This window comes from Gulosibacter chungangensis (assembly GCF_008831155.1).
Taxonomy (GTDB): Bacteria; Actinomycetota; Actinomycetes; order Actinomycetales; family Microbacteriaceae; genus Gulosibacter; species Gulosibacter chungangensis.
Genome location: NZ_WBKB01000005.1, coordinates 155236 through 177854 on the forward strand (window position 1 = coordinate 155236; position 22619 = coordinate 177854).

General features: G+C 61.8%; 18 protein-coding genes. 12 read left to right on the forward strand and 6 right to left on the reverse strand.

What is annotated here, in order from left to right; all coding sequences use genetic code 11:
* Positions 1–34: 34 nt before the first annotated feature.
* Positions 35–625, reverse strand: coding sequence for a M23 family metallopeptidase (locus F8O05_RS09340; RefSeq protein WP_158052460.1), 591 nt, complete (start codon positions 623–625; stop codon positions 35–37).
* 293 nt (positions 626–918) lie between these two features.
* Between F8O05_RS09340 and rpsB the strand changes: the two genes are divergently transcribed.
* From rpsB to F8O05_RS09380, 8 genes are all read left to right on the forward strand, one after another.
* Positions 919–1752, forward strand: coding sequence for a 30S ribosomal protein S2 (gene rpsB, locus F8O05_RS09345; protein WP_158052461.1), 834 nt, complete (start codon positions 919–921; stop codon positions 1750–1752).
* A 20-nt stretch (positions 1753–1772) separates the two neighbouring features.
* Positions 1773–2633, forward strand: coding sequence for a translation elongation factor Ts (gene tsf, locus F8O05_RS09350; RefSeq protein ID WP_158052462.1), 861 nt, complete (start codon positions 1773–1775; stop codon positions 2631–2633).
* A gap of 140 nt (positions 2634–2773) precedes the next feature.
* Entirely contained in the window at positions 2774–3520 is a 747-nt protein-coding gene (gene pyrH / locus F8O05_RS09355) for a UMP kinase (protein ID WP_158052463.1), read from the forward strand.
* 41 nt (positions 3521–3561) lie between these two features.
* Positions 3562–4116: a ribosome recycling factor gene (frr, locus tag F8O05_RS09360; protein ID WP_158052464.1), complete on the forward strand. Its 555-nt coding sequence runs from the start codon at positions 3562–3564 to the stop codon at positions 4114–4116.
* A gap of 2 nt (positions 4117–4118) precedes the next feature.
* Positions 4119–5117 (forward strand): phosphatidate cytidylyltransferase, encoded by a 999-nt coding sequence (locus F8O05_RS09365; protein ID WP_192497116.1) that lies wholly within the window; start codon positions 4119–4121, stop codon positions 5115–5117.
* A gap of 65 nt (positions 5118–5182) precedes the next feature.
* Positions 5183–5746, forward strand: coding sequence for a DivIVA domain-containing protein (locus tag F8O05_RS09370; protein WP_225735824.1), 564 nt, complete (start codon positions 5183–5185; stop codon positions 5744–5746).
* Positions 5747–5889: 143 nt separating this feature from the next.
* A complete protein-coding gene (locus F8O05_RS09375; protein WP_158052467.1) occupies positions 5890–6612 on the forward strand; it encodes an aggregation-promoting factor C-terminal-like domain-containing protein in 723 nt (240 codons plus the stop codon).
* A 104-nt stretch (positions 6613–6716) separates the two neighbouring features.
* Positions 6717–7034 carry a hypothetical protein gene (locus F8O05_RS09380; protein WP_158052468.1) on the forward strand — a complete coding sequence of 106 codons (318 nt, stop codon included), beginning with the start codon at positions 6717–6719 and terminating at the stop codon, positions 7032–7034.
* 8 nt (positions 7035–7042) lie between these two features.
* Here the strand turns inward: F8O05_RS09380 and F8O05_RS09385 are convergent, their stop codons facing one another.
* Positions 7043–8104: an AI-2E family transporter gene (locus F8O05_RS09385; RefSeq protein ID WP_158052469.1), complete on the reverse strand. Its 1062-nt coding sequence runs from the start codon at positions 8102–8104 to the stop codon at positions 7043–7045.
* 19 nt (positions 8105–8123) lie between these two features.
* Complete coding sequence (locus tag F8O05_RS09390; RefSeq protein WP_158052470.1) at positions 8124–9878, reverse strand: DivIVA domain-containing protein; 1755 nt, start codon at positions 9876–9878, stop codon at positions 8124–8126.
* Between the two features lie 269 nt (positions 9879–10147).
* On the opposite strand from F8O05_RS09390, the gene F8O05_RS09395 reads away from it, so the two are divergent.
* Both F8O05_RS09395 and F8O05_RS09400 read left to right on the forward strand, forming a co-directional pair.
* The gene (locus F8O05_RS09395; protein WP_158052471.1) at positions 10148–12502 is read left to right on the forward strand and encodes a hypothetical protein; all 2355 of its coding nucleotides are present in this window, start codon (positions 10148–10150) and stop codon (positions 12500–12502) included.
* A 5-nt stretch (positions 12503–12507) separates the two neighbouring features.
* Positions 12508–13479: a tetratricopeptide repeat protein gene (locus F8O05_RS09400; protein ID WP_158052472.1), complete on the forward strand. Its 972-nt coding sequence runs from the start codon at positions 12508–12510 to the stop codon at positions 13477–13479.
* Positions 13480–13506: 27 nt separating this feature from the next.
* Here the strand turns inward: F8O05_RS09400 and glgB are convergent, their stop codons facing one another.
* The 3 genes from glgB to glgX form a co-directional block, all read right to left on the reverse strand.
* The gene (gene glgB / locus F8O05_RS09405; RefSeq protein ID WP_225735825.1) at positions 13507–15693 is read right to left on the reverse strand and encodes a 1,4-alpha-glucan branching protein GlgB; all 2187 of its coding nucleotides are present in this window, start codon (positions 15691–15693) and stop codon (positions 13507–13509) included.
* Between the two features lie 19 nt (positions 15694–15712).
* The gene (locus F8O05_RS09410; protein WP_263970292.1) at positions 15713–17722 is read right to left on the reverse strand and encodes an alpha-1,4-glucan--maltose-1-phosphate maltosyltransferase; all 2010 of its coding nucleotides are present in this window, start codon (positions 17720–17722) and stop codon (positions 15713–15715) included.
* Between the two features lie 100 nt (positions 17723–17822).
* Positions 17823–19952, reverse strand: a complete 2130-nt coding sequence (glgX, locus tag F8O05_RS09415; protein ID WP_225735826.1) for a glycogen debranching protein GlgX — start codon at positions 19950–19952, stop codon at positions 17823–17825.
* A gap of 74 nt (positions 19953–20026) precedes the next feature.
* Between glgX and F8O05_RS09420 the strand changes: the two genes are divergently transcribed.
* Both F8O05_RS09420 and F8O05_RS09425 read left to right on the forward strand, forming a co-directional pair.
* Positions 20027–21217: a cysteine desulfurase family protein gene (locus F8O05_RS09420; RefSeq protein ID WP_158052474.1), complete on the forward strand. Its 1191-nt coding sequence runs from the start codon at positions 20027–20029 to the stop codon at positions 21215–21217.
* Between the two features lie 71 nt (positions 21218–21288).
* A complete protein-coding gene (locus tag F8O05_RS09425) occupies positions 21289–22599 on the forward strand; it encodes a uracil-xanthine permease family protein (protein ID WP_158052475.1) in 1311 nt (436 codons plus the stop codon).
* Positions 22600–22619 lie beyond the last annotated feature (20 nt).

The following is a 22619-nucleotide window of genomic DNA, read 5'->3' on the forward strand; positions in this document are numbered from 1 at the left end:
CGGGAATGGGATCGGTTTGGGACGCGGGAGCGAACTATGGCGTTGAATGCGGCAGGAGGACTGCCCGCGGCACAGCGCCCAGCAGGGCAAGGGGATCGATATACGTCTCGCCATCCCTGGCCCCGAGATGCAGCCCGCCGTTCGGTGCGTGGAGTTGTTCGGTCGCCAGGTGGCCAATGACATCCCCGCGACCGACCGCATCTCCTTTGGACACGAGCGCGGTCACCGGTTCAAAGCTTGAAATCAGACCGTTGGGATGTTGAATTGACAGCACCGGCCGATCAACGACCCAGCCTGCAAAATGCACCACCCCGTCATCGGGCGCGAGCACTGGATCCCCCGGTGCTGCTGCAAGATCGACGCCGCGGTGCCCTGCACCATAGGGATGCGGCAAATCGAACGGTCGAGTCACATCCGGAATCGGGCTCAAGGGCCAAGCCCATATCGCGGTCTCGCTGCTCGTTTCAGTCACGGAGATCATCGAGGCCACGGAGACCACGGCCGAAGGCATTGCCGCACGAGAAATATTCGAGGCAGACGCCGAAGTCGGCGGTGCAAGTATCCACGCTCCGAAGAGCAGCAAGAGCAGGGCACTTACGGCCCGAGTTCTGGTCAAGGAAGTCATGCGACCATGGTCGAATTCAGCGGCGGATCCTGCTCGCGGACCTCGACCGTCTGGGGAAAACTCGCTATCCACAACCTCGGGGTATGCCAGAGCGCAAGTTAAGCGCTAAACTCGTACCCGCAGTCTGTGTAATCAGGCTGACTTCGCGTGCCCGGTTCCGGCGCGCCCTTCGGTCCTCACCGTACGCGGTGGGGTGGGCGTGACCTCGGGCACCAGGATTGCCGGGATCCCATCCGGTAGTAACAACCGCAATGCACGCCGCTTGGCGTGCCCAACCCAAGGAGACTACGACCATGGCAGTCGTCTCAATGCGTCAGCTGCTTGACGCCGGTGTCCACTTCGGCCACCAGACCCGTCGCTGGAACCCGAAGATGAAGCGCTTCATCTTCACCGACCGCTCGGGCATCTACATTCTTGACCTTCAGCAGTCGCTGGCCTTCATCGACAAGGCTTACGACTTCGTGAAGGAAACCGTCGCACACGGCGGCACCATCCTCTTCGTTGGTACCAAGAAGCAGGCTCAGGAAGCCATTGCTGAGCAGGCCACTCGGGTCAACCAGCCCTACGTGAACCAGCGCTGGCTCGGTGGTCTGCTGACCAACTTCCAGACCGTCCAGAAGCGCCTGAACCGTCTGAAGGAGCTCGACCTCGTCGACTTCGACGACACCTCGAAGGGCTACACCAAGAAGGAACTGCTCATCCAGCGTCGCGAGCGCGACAAGCTGGAGAAGACCCTCGGTGGTATTCGCAACATGACCCGTACGCCTTCCGCGCTGTGGGTTGTTGACACCAACAAGGAGCACCTCGCTGTTGACGAGGCCAAGAAGCTCGGTATCCCCGTTGTTGCGATCCTTGACACCAACTGCGACCCCGACGACGTTGACTTCCCGATCCCGGGCAACGACGACGCAATCCGCTCGGTTGCACTGCTGACCCGCATCGTTGCTGACGCTGCTGCTGAGGGTCTGATGACCCGTCACCAGAAGCCGGGCGAGGCTGAGCAGGCTGCAGAGCCGCTCGCTGAGTGGGAAGTTGAACTGCTCAAGCAGGGCGAGAACGCTCAGGAATCGGCTACCGAGGCAACCGAAACTGCAACTGAGGCCGCATCGGCCGAAGAGACCAAGTAACCAAAGGGAGAGCGAACCACATGGCAAACTTCACCATTGCTGACGTGAAGGCGCTGCGCGAGCAGCTCGGCACGGGCCTGACCGACACGAAGAAGGCCCTCGAAGAAGCCGACGGCGACATGGAGAAGGCCGTTGAGCTGCTCCGCCTGAAGGGTGCGAAGGGTAACGCCAAGCGCGCTGACCGTTCGGCTGCTGAAGGTCTGATCGCTGCCAAGGTCAACGACAATGGCACCGCGACCATCATCGAGCTCAACTGTGAGACCGACTTCGTAGCCAAGGGTGAGAAGTTCATCGAACTCGCGAACCAGGTTCTCGATGCAGCTGCAGCTGCTGGCGTATCCAACGCGACCGAGGCACTTGCGGCTTCGGCTGGCGACCAGACCGTTGCTGAGCTCATCGACGGCGTTGCCGCGGTGATCGGCGAGAAGTTCGAACTGCGCAACGTTCGTTCCGTCAAGGGCGAGAAGTTCGACATCTACATGCACCTCACCTCGAAGGACCTCCCGCCGCAGGTTGGCGTGGTTGTTGGCTACGAGGGCGACGACGAAGAGACCGCACACGGTATCGCGCAGCACATCGCTTTCGCGAACCCTTCGGTGCTGAACCGCGAAGACGTCTCGGAGGAGGACATCGCTCGCGAGCGCAAGGTTGTCGAAGACCTCACCCGTGCCGAGGGCAAGCCCGAAGCCGCACTTCCGAAGATCGTTGAAGGCCGCCTTGGCGCATACTTCAAGCAGATCGTGCTCAACGAGCAGGAGTACGCTCGCGACCCCAAGTTCAACGTTGCTCAGGTTGCTGAGAACGCTGGCATCAAGGTCGTTGACTTCGCACGCCTGAAGGTTGGCGTGGGCGTCGAGGCTGCGGAAGAAGCAGACGCTTAGTCCACACCGATAACCCGCTGGGATATACGCACTGGGGCGGTCAGCTAGATAGCTGACCGCCCCAGTGCGTATATCGGAGATTTTCTGGCGCTGGCAAGTAGGCTTGCTAGCGCCGTGTTCGACAGATTTTAGGAGCGCAATTGCCAACATCGTCTAGCAAACAGCGTCGCGTTTTGCTCAAGCTTTCCGGCGAGGCATTTGGTGGTGGTCGACTCGGTGTGGACCCGGAAACCCTGACCAATATCTCGCGAGAAATCGCGAAGGCAGCCGAGAGTGTTCAGGTCGCGATCGTCGTCGGCGGTGGCAATTTCTTCCGCGGTGCACAGCTCGCAAATTCGGGCATGGACCGCGGCCGAGCCGACTACATGGGGATGCTCGGTACCGTGATGAACGCGCTCGCCCTGCAGGACTTTCTCGAGCAGGCCGGTGCCTCAGCTCGTGTGCAGTCGGCAATCGAAATGCGTCAGGTCGCTGAGCCGTACATTCCGCTGCGTGCCGAGCGTCACATGGAAAAGGGTCGCGTAGTCGTCTTCGGCGCCGGCGCCGGACTGCCATACTTCTCGACTGATACGGTCGCTGCACAGCGTGCCTTGGAGATTCGGGCGGATGCGCTGCTGGTCGCCAAGAACGGGGTGGACGGTGTGTACACCGCCGACCCGAATAAGGACCCTGACGCGAAGATGATTAGCGAAGTTGAGTACAACGAGGCGCTGCAGCGTGGCCTGAAGGTGGTCGACTCGACCGCGTTCAGCCTCTGCATGGACAACAGCATGGACATGCGCGTGTTCGGGATGCACCCGGAAGGCAATATTGAACGCGCTCTCCTCGGCGAAACGATTGGCACACTCGTGTCGAATCACGTCAGAGGCATCTCGACCGCGTCGTAGATCAGTAGGATGGGGATACCCCAGCAGCGAAAGGATTCAACGTGATCTCTGAGGTACTTGCCGAGACTAAAGAAAAAATGGAGAAGGCTGTCGAACACGCGCACGAGCAGTTCGGCAATATCCGCACCGGACGTGCAAACCCCGCCCTCTTCGACAGGCTGCCGGTGGACTACTACGGTACGCCGACCCCGATGGGTCAGCTCGCGTCGTTCCAGCAGCCTGAGGCTCGGATGCTCGTGATCACGCCCTACGACAAGTCGGCGCTCAAGGAAATTGAGAAGGCCATTGCGGCAAACCCGAACCTCGGTGTGAATCCGCAGAATGACGGCCAGCTGATCCGCGTGGTGATGCCGGAGCTCACCAAGGAGCGTCGCCAGGAATACGTCAAGCTCGCTCGCGACAAGGCTGAAGAAGCTCGCGTAGCTGTGCGCAATATTCGCCGCAAGTCGAAGACCGATCTGGATGCGCTCGAGAGCGAAGTTGGCGAAGACGAGGTTTCGCGCGCGGAGAAGGAACTCGACAAGATCACCAAGTCGTACACCGACCGCATCGATGACGCGTTCAAGGCCAAGGAAGCCGACCTCCTCGAGGTCTAATCGTGACCGAGGATGCGCGTGACAACAGGGAGCGGGACGCCGATGATATCGACGCCCCGCTCCGTGGTGTCGCTGGAAATCCTCAACTGAGCGGACACCGTTCGCTCGAAGAAGAAGCCGCTCGCATTAGTAAGCGCGTCCGCGAGATCAACGAACAGGTCAACAAGCGCAGCGGCCGAAACCTCGCCAGTGCCATTGCGATCGCAATCGTGCTGGTCATCGCGGTATTTTCAAGCCTGCTGATTGACAAGCGCTGGTTCATCATCCTCGGTGTCGCAATGGTTGGGGTGGTGGTTCTCGAGCTGTCCACCGCGATGCGGACGGCCGGGCATCGAATTCCCCGCATCCCGTCAATGCTGGTGGCCTTCGCCGTGGTGCCAGCCGCCTTCTATCTCGGCATGGCTTGGCAGTGGGCTGCCCTCATCGTCGGGACGACCGCGGTGCTGCTGTGCAGACTCCTCCAGACCCTGTGGGAGCGGCCCAGGCCCAACGCCCGCCAACTTGGCAATGATGCGACATCGATTATCTTCGTGCAGCTCTACGCCACCTTCATCGGCTCATTCTCGGCGCTGCTCGTAGCGCAGCCCGGGGGAGAGTATTGGACCCTCGCGTTCATCATCATCGTGGTGTGTGTGGACACCGGAGCCTATGCTTCGGGTCTCAAATTCGGTAAGCACAAGCTCGCCCCCAAAATTAGCCCCGGTAAGACCTGGGAAGGCACGATTGGCGGGACGCTCCTCGCCACAATTGCCGCGATCCTGCTGTGTGTCTTCCTACTCGAATTGCCTTGGTGGTTCGGGCTCATCATGGGTGTCGCGATTGCCGTAACCGCAACCTGTGGGGATCTCACCGAATCCATGGTGAAACGCTCACTCGGGATTAAAGACATGTCGAACTGGCTGCCTGGCCACGGCGGTTTCTTTGACCGTCTGGACTCGATGCTTCCCTCCGGTGCAATGGCATTTGCCCTGTATTTCTGGGCCGCACCGCTCATCTCTTGAGTGCCGCGGCGACCAACTTTGCGGTTTGGGCTTCTGTTCACCCGAGCATGGGGCAGAATGGGTGGGTGACATCTTCAGCCCCTTTCCCAACTGCACCTCGCGGCGAATTCGGTTACGACCGGGACGAAGTCGAGCGTGCGCTTGCTGTTGCCCGCGAACGCTATGAGAACTTCGACAACGCCTCGGGCGGAAAGCGACTCACAGCAAAGAGCATCCGCCACACCGCCTTCACGATGCGGAAGAAGGGCTACTCCGCGCCACACGTGGACGCAGCGTTGGAGCGCCTGGAAGATGCCGTGGCCGTGCGGGAGCAGGAAGAGCGGATCGCGCAGATTGGTCGCGATGAGTACCTGGCAGAGACGAAGGATGCAGCTCGTGCGATTTTGAAGCGACTGGAACGCGGCCCGGGACAGCGGTTCGAGCGCGTCTCAGCGTTCCAGCGTGGCTACTCGGTTGGGGAAGTGGATGCATTCGCCGAGCGGATTGATAGCTTCCTGCGCGGCAAAGCACCGATGACGCTCCGTGAAGCTCGCGGGGTCGCGTTTACTTCGAAGCGTCGCGGTTATAGCGAGGGGCAAGTGGACTTGCTGATCGACGCCGTCGTGGACGTCATGCTGGCCATTCGCTAGACTGGTGCGATTGCTGTCTTGGCGGATGCCCCATTTCGAGGGTGCCTCCGTGCCCAGCCTGAGAGTTTGTAACACTGCCGTTGCCTCTTCGTGATCATTCCGTTATCGTTGGAGCTGTCCTTGTTCCAACGAGAGGCTTTTGAATGACCGACATTATGCGCACTGGTTCTACTCGCGCAGCCAAACCCGCAACGCTCAATCACGGGCGACGCAACCGCGCGTTCATTGCGATTGGCGCGACCTGCGCTCTCGCAGGCATCGCGGCAGTCGGACTACTCCAGCCCACCGGGGAGTCCTCGGTGGCAGCCGCAGCGCCCTCGCTGGCTGAGATCACCACCTCGCAGGCACAGAGCTACCAGGCAAACCTGGTGACCGCGGCCGACGACGCTACCGGCCTCGAGCGTGAGGAATCCGTCCAGGTCGAACTCGAGCCGGAGCCCGAGCCCGAGCCGGTGGAGACCGTCGAAGAGCCGACCACTACTGAGGAATCAAGTAGCTCCTCATCGTCGAGTAGCTCCTCATCGAGCAGTTCGGAGTATCCGACGGGCGGTACCTACACCGGTGAGTCGCCCCAAGCCATCGCACAGCAGATGCTGGCCGACCGCGGCATGAGCGATCAGTGGGGTTGCTTCGAAGCGATCATCAGTCAGGAATCTGGCTGGGACCCCTACGCCACGAACCCGTCGTCGGGTGCCTACGGCATCCCGCAGGCGCTGCCTGGCAGCAAGATGGCTTCGGCAGGTTCTGACTGGGCTACGAACCCCGCCACGCAAATCTCCTGGGCAATTGGGTACATGAACGACCGCTATGGTTCACCGTGTGCCGCCTATGACTTCAAGTTCACACAAGGTAACGGCTGGTACTAAACCGGCCCTAGCCTCGCGTCCACGGTGACGCACTCGTTGGAAAGCAAGACGACTCGGTCCCTTTGGATCGGGTCGTTTTGCGTTTCCTGGGGGACACTAGAAGCATGCCTCGATCAAATAGACCCCGCCGCCAGCATCCTCGAGGACGAAGCAACCGACGCAACGCGGAATGGGAGCCGCTGGATCTCGATCGCATCCAAGGTGGCATGCGCCGCACCGAAATCAAGCGCAGTCGCGAATACACGGTGCAGCCAATTCGTGCCGAGCGGGCGGTGAAGTCCTATATCTGCCCGGGATGCAGTGGCGAGATCCTCCCCGGCACGGCGCATGTGGCCGTGTGGCAGGCCGACAGCATCATGAGTGATGACTCGGCACTCGCAGATCGCCGCCACTGGCACAATCACTGCTGGAAGGTTGCCTAGGCTTCCCGCTAGCGCTCGTTCTGGTGCGGAATGAAAACCTTCCGCACAATGATGATGAGACTTGCAGCCACGGGGATCGCGATCAGAGCGCCGAGGAGCCCCAACAGGGTGCCTCCTGTGAGCGCGGCGATGACAACCACCGAGCCGGGCACCTGAACCGCCGAGGACATGATTCGCGGGCTGATTAGGTAGGCCTCCACCTGCATGTACACGAGGTAGTAGATCGCGGCGATCCACCAGATGGGGGAGGACGGCTCGCCAAGCAACAGCTGGGCGAGCACGATGATCGCGGAGGCACTAATCGTGCCGACCATAGGAATGAGCGAGCCGAGGGCTGCAATCACCGCAAAGACCATCGGCATCGTCGCGCCGATGAGCGAGAGAAAAATAAAGCTCAGCACACCGTTGAGCAGGCCCAAGGCAATCTGCCCAACCACGTACTTACCGACCGAGCCGGTGATCTCTTCCGTGATCTGCTCGGTAAATTCGCGATTCGAAGCGGGCGTGAGCTTGTAGAAGACCCGCTTGATCGAATTCATGCTGGTGACGAAGTAGATCATCAAGATGAAGACGATCAGTACGCCGAATACACCGTTAATGATGCCCACACCCACCTGCAGCACACCGCCGGTGATGGATGCGGCATTCTCTTGCAGCCAGGACGTCGCCTGCGCCAGCGCGGCCTGCACATCCAATGCCGGGAAATTTGCGGATAGCCAATCGACGATATTCGAGTTCAGCAGGTCCCCGATGATTGCGCCGTAGCGCACCGAAATCTCATTGACCTGCTCGGTGATCGACGGCACGATCGCCCATACGACCAACACGATCAGGGACAGGGTCACCAGGAACATCACGAGCATCGCAAGGGGCCTGGGCCACTTCTTTTGCTCGAGCCACGCGATCATTGGCTCAAAGCCGAGCGCGAGGAATAGGGCTGCTCCGATATAGGTCAGGACCGTTGACAGCGAGCCGAGAATCCCCGCCAGCATGATCGCCACGAGCGCGCCAAGCGCGGCAAGGAACCCCAGTTTGAAGGGGTTCTCAACCGTCCAGGCGCGCTTTTCCATGACCAGGGGATGCGTTCAGTTACTTGCTCTTCGTCTTCTCGGACACAGAGTCGGTCGCCTCGGCATCTTCAGCTGAGTCAGCGTCGTCTGCGGCATCAACATCCAGAGCCTCTTCCGGAAGCTCAGCCTTTTCCGCAAGCTCAGGCTCTTCGAGCGGTTCAGCCTCTTCCGCAAGCTCGGCCACATCGAGTTCGACATTGGCCCCCTCGAGACCCTCGCTCTCAAAACCTTCGGCGGGCTCATCCGAGCCGGGTTCGGGTTGGGCGATCGTGGGAATATTCAGCTGCGAGAATACTGCCCGCATTTGTTCGAGGTGTGCGGCAATCTGGTCGCGTTCATCGCGCAACTGAGTGAGTCGGCGTTCGGCCCGCTGCTGTTCACCGCGAGCACGGTTTTCGAGTTCACGGGCGCGTTCGCGTGCCTGACGGTTCGAGTTTTCCAACAGGTTCGCGGCCTGCTTTTCGGCCGCTTGAATGGTTTCTTGCGCGCGCTGGCGGGCATCCGCGGTGATCTTGCCCGCCTCACGACGAACCATTTCGCTGCGCTGGTTGAGGTCCGCAAGCTGTTCGGTGGCGTCATCGATGAGCTTCTTCGCGGCAGCTTCGGCGTTGCGCCCGGCAACGACGAGCTGCTGCTCGAACTCGTTGCGCTTCGCAGCGAGCTCGACCTCTTGATCGCTCCTGGTCGTAGCGAGTTCGCGGAGAGAGTTTTCCCGAAGTTCAGCGATTTCGGTGGTGACGCGGTGACGTTCCTGCTCGAGCTCGCGCGTTTGACGCGTGCGCATCTCGTTCAGTTCCAGATGGGTCGTCGTCTGCAGCTCGGCGAGTTCGGCCTCAAGCTTTTCGCGCTCATCCCTGATCGCACGTTCGTGACGCGAGCGCTCTGCCGTGAGCTCGTCGGCCAGCAGAGCACGTGCCTGGGCAATCTCGGCATTGAGCTGTTCACGCTGTGTGGTCTGGGTGCTCGTCCACGCAGCTTGTGCCTCGCTCAATTCCTGCTCTTGAGTCCGGCGAAGCTCTGCCAGGGAGCGTTCCATCGAGGTGCGTCGTTCAACGCTCTCGCGCTCGAAGGCCTCACGGGCTTCCGCCAATTCGTGGCGTGTCCGAGCCTCATAGTCGGCAAATTCACGCTGCTGTTTGGTGAGGGATGCGAGGGCCGTGGCGAGCTCTTCTTCGTGCTGTTGGCGCTGGCGAGCAATTTCTTCACTGGCTTGCGCCTTAGCCGCTTCGATTTCGCGGTCAGTTGCGTGACGCAGTTCGCGCAGTTCGGAAGTGACCTGGTCCTTGACCGAGTCAATCTCGCGTTCCTGGTTGAGCTTCGTGAGCTCTGCTTCTTGGCGCGCGTTTTCTACCAGCTGGTCCGCTGTGGACTGTGCTTCCGCCGCGATGCGGCGAGCGGATTGGTCAGCATCATTGGAGACTCGCTCGGCATAGTCATTGGCATCTTCGTGAATCTTGACTGCCTCGCGCTGGGCGGTTTCACGAATCTGATCGGCCTCGCGGTTAGCATCTGAAACGAGCCGAGCGGCCTGATCTTCCGCCGTCGCGAGCGTGCCCGCGAGTTTGGTACCGAGGCCGGCGTAGCTGGGGGAGTCTGCCTCTCTGAGCTCGTCACTGAGCTGGCGCACCCGCGATTGCAGCGTCGAGATCTCCTGCGAAGCGCGTTCCTGGGCGGCCTGCGTTTCGTGAAGTCGTCGCTGCAGCTCACCGATGACCTGGTCAACCTCCTCGCGGTTGTATCCGCGCATGGTGGTGGTGAAGTTGAAACCGTCCACTGCCGTCCTTCCAAGTGAAGCGTGAGAAGCACGAAATCGCACTACTGAGATGTCTGAAGTCTAGTTGCCAGATCGACCGGAGGATGGTTGAACGCTCTGCAAGCTCGCAGGTCATCGCGAGGAGACGGTGTCATGTCGATTTCGTGTGGATTCGACTTCTCCCGAAGCTTCCGTACGATCAGATCACGATCAGGTCACAAATCTGCCGGTGCGATAAGATTTAACGCTCAGATTTTGTGCAACTGGCCCCAAACCATAAAGGAGAACGCGTGCGATTCATCCTGGCAGCAGTGGCGTTCGTTGCGAGTGTCATAATGCTCATCGTCGGCGGTGTGCAGTACTCGCAAGCAGCGAACGTTAGCGAGGTGACCGCGGTCGGGACCGCCGACTCCACGGCTCCGATCACCGTCATCAGCCACGACATTCTCGCATCGAGGGCAGGGACTCAGTCGATGGAACTCACGGGCGACGGTGAAATTTTCGTTGCGGTGGGCCGAACCGACGATGTTACGGCGTGGGTGGGCGATGCACTGCACAACACCGTCACACTGGGGGAGACCGCCGACAGCAGCAACGGTCACACGACCGATCTCACCTTCACCGAGACCGGCACGGAAGCTACGGTGCCCTCACCGGCAGGCAATGACCTCTGGTTTGAAGAGCACACCGGTGAGGGATCCCTCTCCCTCGACCTGGTGGTCTCGCCCGGTTATTCGGTGCTGATTGCCTCAGACGGTACCGCGCCCGCTCCCAGCACGATCGAGATTAGTTGGCCATTTGGTGGTTATGCACCCATGGTTGGCCCATTGTTGACCGCCGGGCTGATTCTGCTGGTGCTCGCGCTAGCTCTCCTCGCCTGGGCGCTGCTGCACCGTCGCCGCGTCAAGCGCGAAGACGCGCTTGCTGCTAAGCGCGATGGTGCGAAAGCGGCGGCCATCGGAACCGAAGCGGATGCACAGGGTGCGGATGCGCAGGGCACCTCGGTCGGTCCCTGGTCGCCCGTGCCTTGGGTCGATTCGGTCGCAGCTGCGGAACCAGAGCCCGCAGCTCCGGTCGCAGAAACGGAGACAGAGTCTGCACCCTCAATTGCGCCCACGGAAGCAACACCTGCAGCCGCCGCTCCGGAAGAACGCCCTGAAAGTCGACCGGAAGCGTTTGCGCCGCCGGTGACGCCGGTCGCGCCGGTTACCGAACCCGAACCTGAACCCGAGCCAGCGAGCACCCCCGTGAATGAAGCCTCGCCTTTTGCACCTCCCGTAGGTGGTGCATCCACTGCCGAACCCGCAGTCGAAGCCGAGCCCGTGATTGCTTCTGAGCCCGAGCCTGCTTCGGACTCTGATGCTGTTACTGAGCTTGAGCCCGTCGCCCAACCTGAAACAGCCGTTGCGGAACCCCAGCCTGTGACCGCAGATGACTCCTCCGAGAACTCCCCGAAGCCGCAGGCAACCGCGGCGGAAGCGACCTCCGAGTCCTCTCCGGAGTCGGGCGAAGCCGAGGAAGAATCGAAGTGGCGCCGTCCCCGCGGGCGCAACCGCTCGAGCGCCCCGAAGCGGCAGTTCTTCGTGGCACCGCTGATGGTGGTCGCCTCGCTCACGCTTGCAGGTTGCGCGCCGCAGTACTGGCCCACCGAATGGACCAATACCGAGATCGCACCTACCGGCACGCCAACCTCGACGGTGGAAGCCGCGCTGATTGAGGAGGGCGCAATGCCCCCCACACTCAACGAGGCCCAACTTGAGCAGGTGATCGCCGATGCGGCAGCCTTGGCAGCCGAGGCCGACGCCGCACTGGATGCGAGCATCCTGGAACCGCGCTTCACCGCGGATGCTCTGCAGAACCGCACCGCGGTGTACAAGGCAAAGACCGCTGACGATTCGCTCTCCGGACCTGTACCGTTCCCGACCGGGGACATTGTCTACGCGGTGCCGGAAGCAACCGATTCGTGGCCACGAGTGGTGTTCGCGGTGGTGAACCCGGGGGAGGATGCTGGCGAAGGTGCCTCTCCAGCGGCCGTCATGCTCGTGCAGGAAGATCCTCGCGCAAACTTTAAGGTGGCCTCACTGACCGAACTCGCCGCCGGTGTGGCGCTGCCGGAAGCTGCTCCCGTGAGTGTGGGTGCACCGAGCATCGCGAACCTCGAGGGAGACCTCGTACTGGCTCCCGATCAGCTCGCGGCGGCCTACGCGGACATCATTGCCAAGGGCGACGCGTCCGAATATGCCGCGCTCTTCGACCCGAATAATGACGCCTTGCGTTCGCAGGTGAATGATGCCTATCGAGATGGCCTGTCCGAGGAGCTCGACCCGGAAGTGATCTCGATTAGCTTCGCGTATGCCGCAACCGGCACCGAGCCGATCGGCATCACCTCGATTGACGGTGGTGCCATAGTTGCTGTGTCGATTGCCGAAACCGAGACCCTGGAAGCCGCCAACGACCGGGCACTGATCACCGTTGCCGGTCGCACTGCGGCCTTGTCGGGGGTGGAGACCAGCGAAACCGGTTTCGTGCGGACGTACACTGACCAGCTGCTGTTCTACGTCCCGAGTGCTGAGACCGGGGGGACCATCCAGTTCCTGGGTGTCTCGCAATCCATGACCGATGCCAAAGAAATTGAGGAGTCCTAACCACGATGACTAATCCGAATCTTCCGATGGCCGCGATGGGCGGCGGTATCGATCTGAGCGGGCTCGCGCAGGCCCACCAGCAACGCCAGCAGGCAGCCGCCGGTGGAGCACAGCCCGGAGGACCCGCAGGAAGCCCCGCCGGAGCATCGGGCGAAGCATTTATGTCGCTGCCGGATGCCGTGGTCAACGGAGGCGAGGCCGAGCTCGAACAGTTCTCGCAGTATTCCACGCGGATCCCCGTGATCGTGCAGGTCTACTCGGCTAGTGACGCCGATTCGGCGGCACTTGCACCGGTACTGGATGACCTCATCCGCTCGGCTGACGGTCGGCTGTTGCTGCTTCGGATTGACGCGGATGCACACCCTCAGCTGGGCGGGCAGCCCTCGGTGCTGGCGCTCCTCGGCGGTCGACCGGTGCCGCTTTTCCAGGGCAACCCGCCGCGCGAGCAGATCGTGCAGGTAGTGAACGAACTCATCCAGGTCGCAGCCCAGCAGGGCGTTACCGGCAAGGTGGAGATCACCGGCGCTCCGGCTGAAGCCGGCGAGCCCGCCCCGAAGCCGCTCCCGCCGCTGCACCAAGAAGCACAGGACGCACTCGCTCGCGGCGATGTGGAAGCGGCCAAGGCCGCCTATGAGCAGGCGATCAAGGAAGCTCCTGCGGATGAAGAAGCCAAAGTGGGTCTCGCGCAGGTGAGCCTGCTGGTGCGGCTCAAGGACAAGACCCTCCCGGAGATCCGCGATCGGGCAGCCAAGTTCCCGGATGATCTCGACGCGCAGTTTGACGTCGCCGACCTGGACCTCTCTGGCGGACACGTCGACGACGCCTTCAACCGTCTCCTAGGCCTGCTTGCGAAGTCGGACCCGGAAAACAAAAACAAGGTGCGCGAACGCATCCTTGAACTGTTTGAAGTGGTGGGGTCGACTGACGCGCGCGTGGTCCGCGCGCGTCAGCAGCTCACCAACCTGCTGTTCTCCTAGGGCCATAGCCGGGCCCAGGAGAGCGCCTTAGCGGCGTTGCAGGAACGTCGCACCCAACGGGGGCACTCGCAGCGACACGGACTGTCCGTGGCCGTGTGCGGGTGCCCCGTTTGCGATCAGGCCAGAGTTCGTAACTCCGCTGCCGCCAAAGGCGACATCATCTGAATTGAGCACCTCGTCCCACGCGCCGCCCGAGGGAAGACCGAGCTGGTAGCCCTCAAGCGCGTGGTTCGAGAAGTTGAATACGCAGGCAAGCGGCGCCCCCGAGCGGTCGCGGCGGATGAATGCAAGCAGACTGTTCTCTGCGTCATCACCGGCAATCCACTGCAGCCCAGCCGGATCATTGTCGAGCTCCCACAGCGCCGGAGTGTTGCGGTAAAGCCGGTTGAGTTCTGCGACATAGCGCTGCACACCCGAGAACGTTGGGTTCTCGAGCAGCCACCAATCGAGGCCCTTGTCTTCGGACCACTCACTCGGCTGACCGAACTCCTGCCCCATGAACAGCAGCTGCTTGCCCGGGTGCCCCCACTGGTAGGAGTAAAACAGTCGCAGGTTTGCGGACTTCTGCCAGTCATCGCCGGGCATCTTCGCGAACATCGAGCCCTTCCCATGCACCACTTCATCGTGGGAAATCGGCAGAATGTACTGCTCGCTCCAGGCATAGACGAAGGAGAAGGTGAGATCGCCCTGGTGCCACTTGCGGTAGATCGGGTCCTTCTCGATATACCGAAGGTTGTCGTTCATCCAGCCCATATTCCACTTCAGGCCGAACCCCAGTCCGTTCCAGTCGGTTGGCTTGGTGACGCCTGGGAAGCTCGTCGATTCCTCAGCGATCATCAGCACGCCGGGGTTGAGCTTGTACGCGGTCGCATTGACTTCCTGCAGGAAGCCGATCGCCTCGTAGTACTCCCGGCCACCGTCCTTATTTGGCAGCCACTCGTCGCGAGAGTAGTCGCGATAAATCATCGAGGCCACCGCATCCACCCGGAGGCCATCAATGTGGAACTCCTCGAGCCAGTACAAGGCATTGGCGACCAGGAAGTTTCGTACCTGGGAGTCACCGAAGTTGAACACATAGGTACCCCAGTCGGCCTGGTGCCCCAGCCGCGGGTCCGGGTGCTCATAGACCGCCTGGCCATCAAACTCGGCGAGACCGAATGCATCCTTCGGGAAGTGCCCGGGGACCCAGTCCATGATCACGCCATAGCCAGCCTGGTGCAGGCGGTCGATCAGATAGCGCAGATCATCGGGGGAGCCCAGGCGCGAGGTTGGCGCGTAGTAGCCGGTGACCTGATAGCCCCAGGAACCGCCGAAGGGATGCTCAGCGAGCGGCATGAATTCCACGTGGGTGAACTGCAGCTCATCGAGATAGTCAATCAGCTCATCCGCAAGTTCGCGGTAGCCGAGCCCCGGTCGCCAGGACATGGCGTGAAGTTCGTAGACGCTCAGCGGCTGATTGTGCGGGTCGTTGGATGCGCGCTTGGCCATCCAGGCATCGTCACCCCATTCGTGCCGCGAGGGTTCGGCAATCACGGATGCGGTGTGCGGCGGCTTCTCGGCGTGCCGAGCCATCGGGTCGGCCTTGTCCACCCAGTTCCCGGCGGGAGTGAGGATCTGGAACTTATAGGTTTCATGGGCACCGATGCCGGGGATAAACAGTTCCCAGATGCCTCGCTCATTGAGGCGACGCATCGCGTGCTCGGCGCCGTCCCAGCTATTGAACGACCCGACCACGCGCACGGCCTGGGCGTGTGGTGCCCAGACTGCAAATGCGGTACCGGCGACGAATTTCTTCGTGCCGTAGTGCTCGCGCACGTGTGCGCCGAGCACCTTCCAGAGCTGTTCGTGGCGGCCCTCACCGAAAAGATACACATCGGTTTCGCCGACGGTGGGGAGGAACCGGTACGGGTCATCCGCGGTGTAGGTTTCGCCGCCGTCGTATTCGGTGACGATCACGTAGTCGTCAAGACCGTGCCGATGCGTGCCTTCCCAAATGCCGTGCGCGAGGTGCTGCAGTTCGACCGTGTGACCAGTCGATTCAAGCTCGATGCGCACGCTCTTGGCAAGCGGTCGACGGACACGGACGATGACAGTGCCGTCATCCCCGAAGGGATGCTGACCGAGGACGCCGTGGGGGCCCGAATGGCGACCCTCTGCGAGCGCGAGCAGTTCGGGGTCGGGAATGATTGGCTGTTCGCTAACTGCTGTGTTCACAACGAAACCGGTATTTCTCTTAGTGGTGTCGAACGGAGAGCACGTGCGACTGTCCGGGGGCGAGACGCACGAAATTGTGGGTGGACCAATCCCAGATGGCGCCGCTGAGGAGATCCTCGACCTGGAACGCGGCATTTCGGGGGAGTCCAAGCTTTTCAGCGTCCACGGTGAGCGTGGACTCCTGGGTGGCGAACGGATCGAGGTTCACGACGGTGAGGATCGTGTCGGCGATGCCCGAATCGGTGTATTTTGCAGCCAGATGCTTGGAGAACGAGAGAATCTGCGGGTTGTCGGCGTCATGAATCTCGAAGTTGCGCAGTTGCCACAGCGCGGGATGCGCGTGGCGGATGCCGTTGAGCTGTGTGATTAGCGGCGCAAGCGAGCGACCGGCGGCTTCTTCGGCGGCCCAGTTTCGCTGCTTGAATTCGTACTTTTCATTGTCGATATTTTCTTCCGACCCGGGCCGGGCGACGTTCTCGACGAGCTCATACCCGGCGTACATGCCCCAGTTTGAGCCGGCGATCGCGGCGATTACCGCGCGGGCTTCATAGGCGGGTCGACCGCCGCGCTGCAGATATTCGGTGAGGATATCCGGGGTGTTCACGAAGAGGTTGGGGCGCATGAAATCGCTCGTGTCGTGCGAGATTTCGGTGAGGAACTCCTCGAGCTCCTCACGGGTGTTGCGCCACGTGAAGTAGGAGTAAGACTGGTGGAAACCTGCCTTTGCAAGCGACTGCATTACCGCCGGCCGGGTAAACGCTTCGGCGAGGAAAAGCACCTCCGGGTACTCGGCGTTGATGTCGTGGATCAACCATTCCCAGAACTGCAGGGGCTTGGTGTGTGGGTTGTCGACACGGAAGATCTTGACCCCGAGGCCGATCCAGTGCCGCACCACATCGAGCACTTCTGCGTAGAACCCATTGCGATCATTGTCGAAGTTGATCGGGTAAATGTCCTGATACTTCTTCGGTGGGTTCTCGGCATAGGCGATGGTGCCATCCGCGAGGGTAGTGAACCACTCGGGGTGTTCCTTCACCCAGGGGTGATCCGGTGTGGCCTGCAGCGCGAGGTCGAGAGCAACTTCCATTCCGAGCTCTTCGGCGCGCTCGCGGAAGGCGACAAAGTCGGCCTCGGCACCCAGGTCTGGATGCACATCCTTGTGGCCGCCGGTATCGGCACCAATGGCCCAGGGCGAGCCGGGGTCATTCGGGCCGGCGACGAGCGTATTGTTCGGGCCCTTTCGGTTGGTGTGGCCGATCGGGTGAATCGGCGGCAGGTAGACGACGTCAAACCCCATCGCGGCAACGCCGTCGAGGCGCTCGGTGGCAGTTTGGAAGGTACCGCTGCGCCAAGAACCGTCAATGTTGGGTACTGCGCCCTCGGAGCGCGGGAAGAATTCGTACCAGGCGCCGTAGCCCGCGCGCTGCCGCTCAACGCGGATGGTTCGGGTCGCTGACGGGGTCACGAGCGAACGCACCGGAGCCTCCGTGAGCTGCGCGACGACGTCGTCTGCGATGAGTGCACGCAACCGATCGAGCGCCTTGAGGGCGGTGTTTCGCGCAGCTTTGGCTGCCGCCACCACTGCCGGGGTCTGCTCGGCGCGATCGAGGACTCGAGCGCCCTCTTCCAACATGACCTCGACGTCGATGCCCGCGGGCACCTTAATCTCGGCGTTGTGCCGCCAGGTCGCAAAGTCGTCCCCGAAGGCTTCCATGTACCACTGCCACTCGCCTTCAACGGTGACCTGTGCGGTGGTCTGCCACTCATCAAGTCCGGGATTCCCGCGGTCGAGGCGGATGCGGGTGGCATCCCCATTCGGCGCGGTCAGCACCAGATCGACGGCGATCTTGTCATGGCCCTCACGGAACGCGACGCAAGAGAAGGGGATTACCTCCCCGACATAAGCCTTCGAAGGGAAAAGAGCACACTCAATTTGCGGCCGTAGTCGCATGATCGGGATGCGACCGTACACGGGCTCGTAGCCCGAGCCCGGGAAATTGGTCGAACGGGAAGAATCACGGTTGCTCATTCCAGATGTCGTAGCCACGTCAGCGAACCTAGCAAGTTTCGATGGCGGAGTTCCTGGCTATCCACAAACCCGACTGTGCGTGCGCAGCGACAGAAATCTCCTAGTGCTCGTCGAGCACCGAATAAATCCGCATCGAGGGGCCGACCAACCGCATCCGCTGCTGTGGGGAGGCCACCGACATCGCATCCGTATCAATCTCCGAAACGCGGTAGGCTGCCGAATCCCAAAGCAAGCGATACCCAGCCACGCCATCCACCTGCGGCAGCCGGAAAGGCGCGGGATCTGTCACCCCGTGAATGATCACGAGCACCTGATCGGTCCTGCCGTCGGAAAGTAACGCGGAGGCGATGAACTGCACCGAACGACTGGCGGGTGTGGTCCACTGCCAATCCGCCATGTGCCGGCCAAAGGCATCGAACCAGGTGAACCGGGTCGAATCTTCGAGTGTTTCGGTCGTGTGGTTGTAGTACTCGGGTCGCAATACCGGGTGATTGCGACGAATTTCAATGAGCCGTCGAGTGTGCAGGATCGTCTGCTCCTGCGCTTCATCGAGGCGCCAATCGATCCAGCCGAACTCGCCGTTGTCTTGGTTGTAGGGGTTGTTGTTTCCGTGCTGTGTGCGGGAGAGTTCATCCCCGGCGGTGAGCATCGGCACACCCGCCGAAATCAGCAGCGTGCCGATCAGATTGCGCACCGTGAGCCGGCGGAATTCCAGGATGCGTGCATCCTCGGTCTCGCCCTCAACCCCGAAGTTATAGGAGTGGTTGTTGTCGGTACCATCACGGCCGAGCTCGTGATTCATCAGATTGTGCTTGACGTTATAGGACACCAGATCCCGCAGCGTGAAGCCGTCGTGCGCGGTCACGAAATTAACGCTGGCAAGCGGACCGCGGTCATCGCTAAAGCGGCTCGAGGACCCGGCGATTGCGGTGGCGAGCTTGCCGATCGCCTCGCGGTGCTGCCCGGTCACTCGGGCGTGCGCAAAGCTTTCGACCCAGAAGCGGCGCAGCCGATCCCGATATTCGTCATTCCACTCCGACCACCCCTGCGGGAACCGGCCGGTCTGCCAGCCACCAACACCCACATCCCAGGGTTCGGCGATGATCTTGCTCTCGCGCAGAGCCGGATCATGCACAATTTCGTGCAGCAGCGGGTGATGGGGAGTGAAGGCGTGCCCAGTATCACGCCCCAGGGTCACCGCGAGGTCGAAACGGAAGCCGTCGATGCCAAATTCTTCGGTCCAGTAGCGCAGCGAATCGAGCACGAACCGACGCACATAAATATTCGAGGTGTCCACTGAATTGCCGCATCCGGTGACATCCACGAGGTTGCCGCCCGGATCCTGCCGGTAGTAGGTGGCCTCGTCGATGCCGCGAAAGAGCACCGGGTCACCTTCGATACCCTCGTCCGCGGTGTGGTTGTAGACCACATCGAGCAGCACCTCGATGCCCGCCTCGTGCAAGGCACGCACGGTGGACTTAAGCTCGCGAGCGATTGCCTCCGGCCCTTCGCGGCGAGCGGCCTCGGTCGCGTATTCGGCGTGCGGTGCGAAGAACCCGAGGGTGTTGTAGCCCCAGTAGTTCGTGAGCTCGTCACCACGGAGGTGCTTCTCGCTCGTGAATGCCTGGATCGGCAGCAGCTCCACCGCGGTAATGCCGAGGTTGGTCAGGTGCGCCACGACATTCGGATGCGCCAGCCCCGCGTAGGTGCCGCGCAACTCTTCCGGCACGAAATGCGCCAGTTTTGTGAGCCCCTTGAGATGGGCTTCGTAGATGACGGTATCTCGCAGCGGGGTGTGTGGATGCTTGTGCTCACCCCAGTCGAATTCCTCCCGGCGGACGACCCTCGCGACCCAAAAAGGATGCAGGTTGTCGCCGAGGTTTTCGACGTGCCGCGCGTAGGGGTCGAGGTAGAGCCGCTTCGGATCAAAGCTGTGCTGGAAATCGCGCGGGCCGTCAACCCGCAGCGCGTAATAGGAACCCGGCACCAGCACACTGCTGGTGACCTCCCAAATATCACCGGTACGCGCGAGCGGTAGCTCATGCAGCACGGTGCGCTGCTCGGAGAGCAGCACCACAGAGACCGCGGTGGCATTCGCGGAAAACACTCGCAGTGTGGGCTTGCCATTGAAGAGGGAGATCCCGAGTGCTGGGATGTCGATGGCGTCCATAGCGTTCACGTCCTGGTAGAAAGCGGGCCAGCCTACCGATCTTAGCGATCCGAGAGTCATTTCGTTGAAGCTCTTGTCGGAACTCTTGTAGAGAATCTGCCGCAACCGCTCGGCACGGTGGGACAATGGAGTCCATGTCCGTGTACCTCGACCATGCCGCCACCACTCCGCTTCACCCCGCGGCCCGAGAAGCCTGGTTGCAAGCCACCAGTCGCGTCGGTAATCCCGCCTCAATTCACGCCCACGGACAGCGCTCCCGCGCCGAATTGGAAGAAGCCCGGGAGCGCATCGCCAGCACCCTCGGCGCGCAAGCCATCGAAACCGTCTTCACCTCCGGCGGCACCGAGTCAAATAACCTCGCCATTAAGGGTCTGTGGTGGGCACGGAACCGCACCGCCTCGCGGCCGGTGATCATCACCACCCGCACCGAGCACCACGCCACCCTCGACGCTGTCGAATGGCTGGTGGCAAATGAGGGTGCCGAGGTTGAGTGGCTCAAGGTGGACGCGACCGGCCTGATTGATCTGGCCGCGGCTGCGGAAGTGATTGCGCGCGTGGGGGAGCGCGGCGCCCTTTTGACGACCCTGCACGGCAATAACGAAATCGGCACCGTGCAACCGGTGGCCGAGCTCGCGAGCCTGAGTGAGGCGCAAGGCATCCCGATGCACGTGGATGCGGTGGCGTCCTATGGGCAGCTCTCGGTCTCCATGCGTGACTGGGGTGTGGCCGCGGTGAGCGTGTCGGCACACAAGATCGGCGGCCCCGTCGGTGTCGGAGCGCTCGCGGTGTCACGTCACGCGACCCCCGAGGCGCTCATGCACGGTGGCGGCCAACAGCGGGGACTGCGCTCCGGAACCCAAGACGTGGGTGGGGTGCTCGCCTTCGCGGCCGTGGCTGACACCTTCCAAGGCGGCATCCTGCCGGACACCGAAGCACTGCAAGCTCTTCGTGACCGGCTCATTCGAGAGATTCAGTCGCGCATCCCGCAAGCGGAACTGCGCGGCCCAGAACCCGGGCCGCTGCGGTTGCCCTTGAACGCGCACTTCACCTTCCCGGGCTGCCAGGGCGACTCCCTGCTCTTCCTCCTCGATATGGCAGGGATTTCGGTTTCGACAGGATCGGCCTGCCAGGCGGGAATCCCGGAACCGAGCCACGTGCTGCTCGGTTGCGGCTTCGACGAGGCCACCGCGCGTGGTGCCTTGCGATTCACCCTCGGGCACACCACGACCGCTGAGGATATTGACGCGGTGCTGGCGGCACTGCCGGATGCGGTGGCGCAGGCTGAAAAAGCGGGACTGTCGAATCGAACCGCGCCGCGGCACTAACATTACGCTTCGGAAAGCCGCACACGCGGCGGAGCAGGTGATGGTCGAGGGACCGGCGCTGAAGGAGCGAAATGTTCAGATGGAAACTGCACGGTAACGGGCGTTCGGTTGAGCCGGGTGCGGTCGTTGCTCCCAAGGAACGACTGTCCTGGCCAATTACGATCGGCATCGGCGCCCAGCACGTGATTGCCATGTTTGGTGCGACCTTCCTGGTGCCGCTGCTGACGGGCTTTCCACCTTCCACGACGCTGCTGTTTTCCGGCATTGGCACGCTGCTGTTCCTACTGATCACACAGAACCGGGTGCCGAGCTATCTCGGCTCAAGCTTTGCGTTCATTGCGCCGATTATCGCGGCCACCCAGGCCCACAATATGGGCGTTGCGCTCGGTGGCGTGCTCATCACGGGTTTGCTGCTTGCGGCCGTGGGGTTTGCGGTGCAATTCATCGGTACTCGGTGGATCTCGGTGCTCATGCCACCGGTGGTGATGGGCTCGATCGTGGCGCTCATCGGGTTCAACCTCGCACCTACCGCCTATGACAACTTCCAGCAGTCCACGCCGACGGCATTGGTCACGCTGTTCGCGGTGATCCTCTGCACGGCACTTTTCCGCGGCATTCTCGGGCGGGTGTCGGTGCTCCTCGGAGTGATCGTTGGATATGTCTTTGCGGCTATCCGCGGCGAAGTCGACTTCACGGCCTTCCACGAGGCGACCTGGTTCGGGCTGCCGGAATTCCACGCGCCAGAGTTTGATCTCTCGGTGTTGCCCATGTTCTTGCCGGTGGTGTTCGTGCTGATCGCCGAGAACGTCGGGCACGTGACCTCGGTCGCGCAGATGACCGGGAAGAACCTCGACCACATGATTGGTCGCACCCTCGCTTCGGATGGCCTCGCGACCGCCGTATCAGCAACCTTTGGTGGCTCGCCGACCACCACCTACGGCGAAAACATCGGTGTGATGAGTGCCACCCGCGTGTATTCCACCGCGGCCTACTGGGTCGCCGGGCTTGCGGCAATTGCCCTCGCGATGAGCCCCAAGATCGGCGCACTGATCTTTTCGATCCCCGCCGGAGTGCTCGGCGGCGTCACCTTCGTGCTCTACGGCCTGATCGGCATCGTGGGCATTCGCATGTGGGTGGAGGCGAAGGTCGACTTTGCGAAGGCCAAGAACCAGATGACCGCGGGTGTTGCCCTTGTTGTCGGTATCGCCAATGTCACCTGGGACTTCGACGGCGTCATCTTCAACGGGATTGCGCTCGGCAGCATTGCGGCGCTGGTCATCTACCACCTGATGAACCAGGTCGGCCGTCTCACCGGTACTGAACCGCGCGAACCGCTCACTGCCACCGCGCCAGTGCAGACATCCAGCCCCGAAGATCGCTGAGGTAGGTTCTCGCGGCTCCA

What these genes read in the sequence shown, in the direction of transcription:
- F8O05_RS09340 (WP_158052460.1), bottom strand. Translation starts at nt 625, where the DNA reads ATGACTTCCTTGACCAGAACTCGGGCCGTAAGTGCCCTGCTCTTGCTG.
- rpsB (WP_158052461.1), top strand. Translation starts at nt 919, where the DNA reads ATGGCAGTCGTCTCAATGCGTCAGCTGCTTGACGCCGGTGTCCACTTC.
- tsf (WP_158052462.1), top strand. Translation starts at nt 1,773, where the DNA reads ATGGCAAACTTCACCATTGCTGACGTGAAGGCGCTGCGCGAGCAGCTC.
- F8O05_RS09375 (WP_158052467.1), top strand. Translation starts at nt 5,890, where the DNA reads ATGACCGACATTATGCGCACTGGTTCTACTCGCGCAGCCAAACCCGCA.
- F8O05_RS09380 (WP_158052468.1), top strand. Translation starts at nt 6,717, where the DNA reads ATGCCTCGATCAAATAGACCCCGCCGCCAGCATCCTCGAGGACGAAGC.
- F8O05_RS09385 (WP_158052469.1), bottom strand. Translation starts at nt 8,104, where the DNA reads ATGGAAAAGCGCGCCTGGACGGTTGAGAACCCCTTCAAACTGGGGTTC.
- F8O05_RS09400 (WP_158052472.1), top strand. Translation starts at nt 12,508, where the DNA reads ATGACTAATCCGAATCTTCCGATGGCCGCGATGGGCGGCGGTATCGAT.
- F8O05_RS09410 (WP_263970292.1), bottom strand. Translation starts at nt 17,722, where the DNA reads ATGAGCAACCGTGATTCTTCCCGTTCGACCAATTTCCCGGGCTCGGGC.
- glgX (WP_225735826.1), bottom strand. Translation starts at nt 19,952, where the DNA reads ATGACTCTCGGATCGCTAAGATCGGTAGGCTGGCCCGCTTTCTACCAG.
- F8O05_RS09420 (WP_158052474.1), top strand. Translation starts at nt 20,027, where the DNA reads ATGTCCGTGTACCTCGACCATGCCGCCACCACTCCGCTTCACCCCGCG.
- F8O05_RS09425 (WP_158052475.1), top strand. Translation starts at nt 21,289, where the DNA reads ATGTTCAGATGGAAACTGCACGGTAACGGGCGTTCGGTTGAGCCGGGT.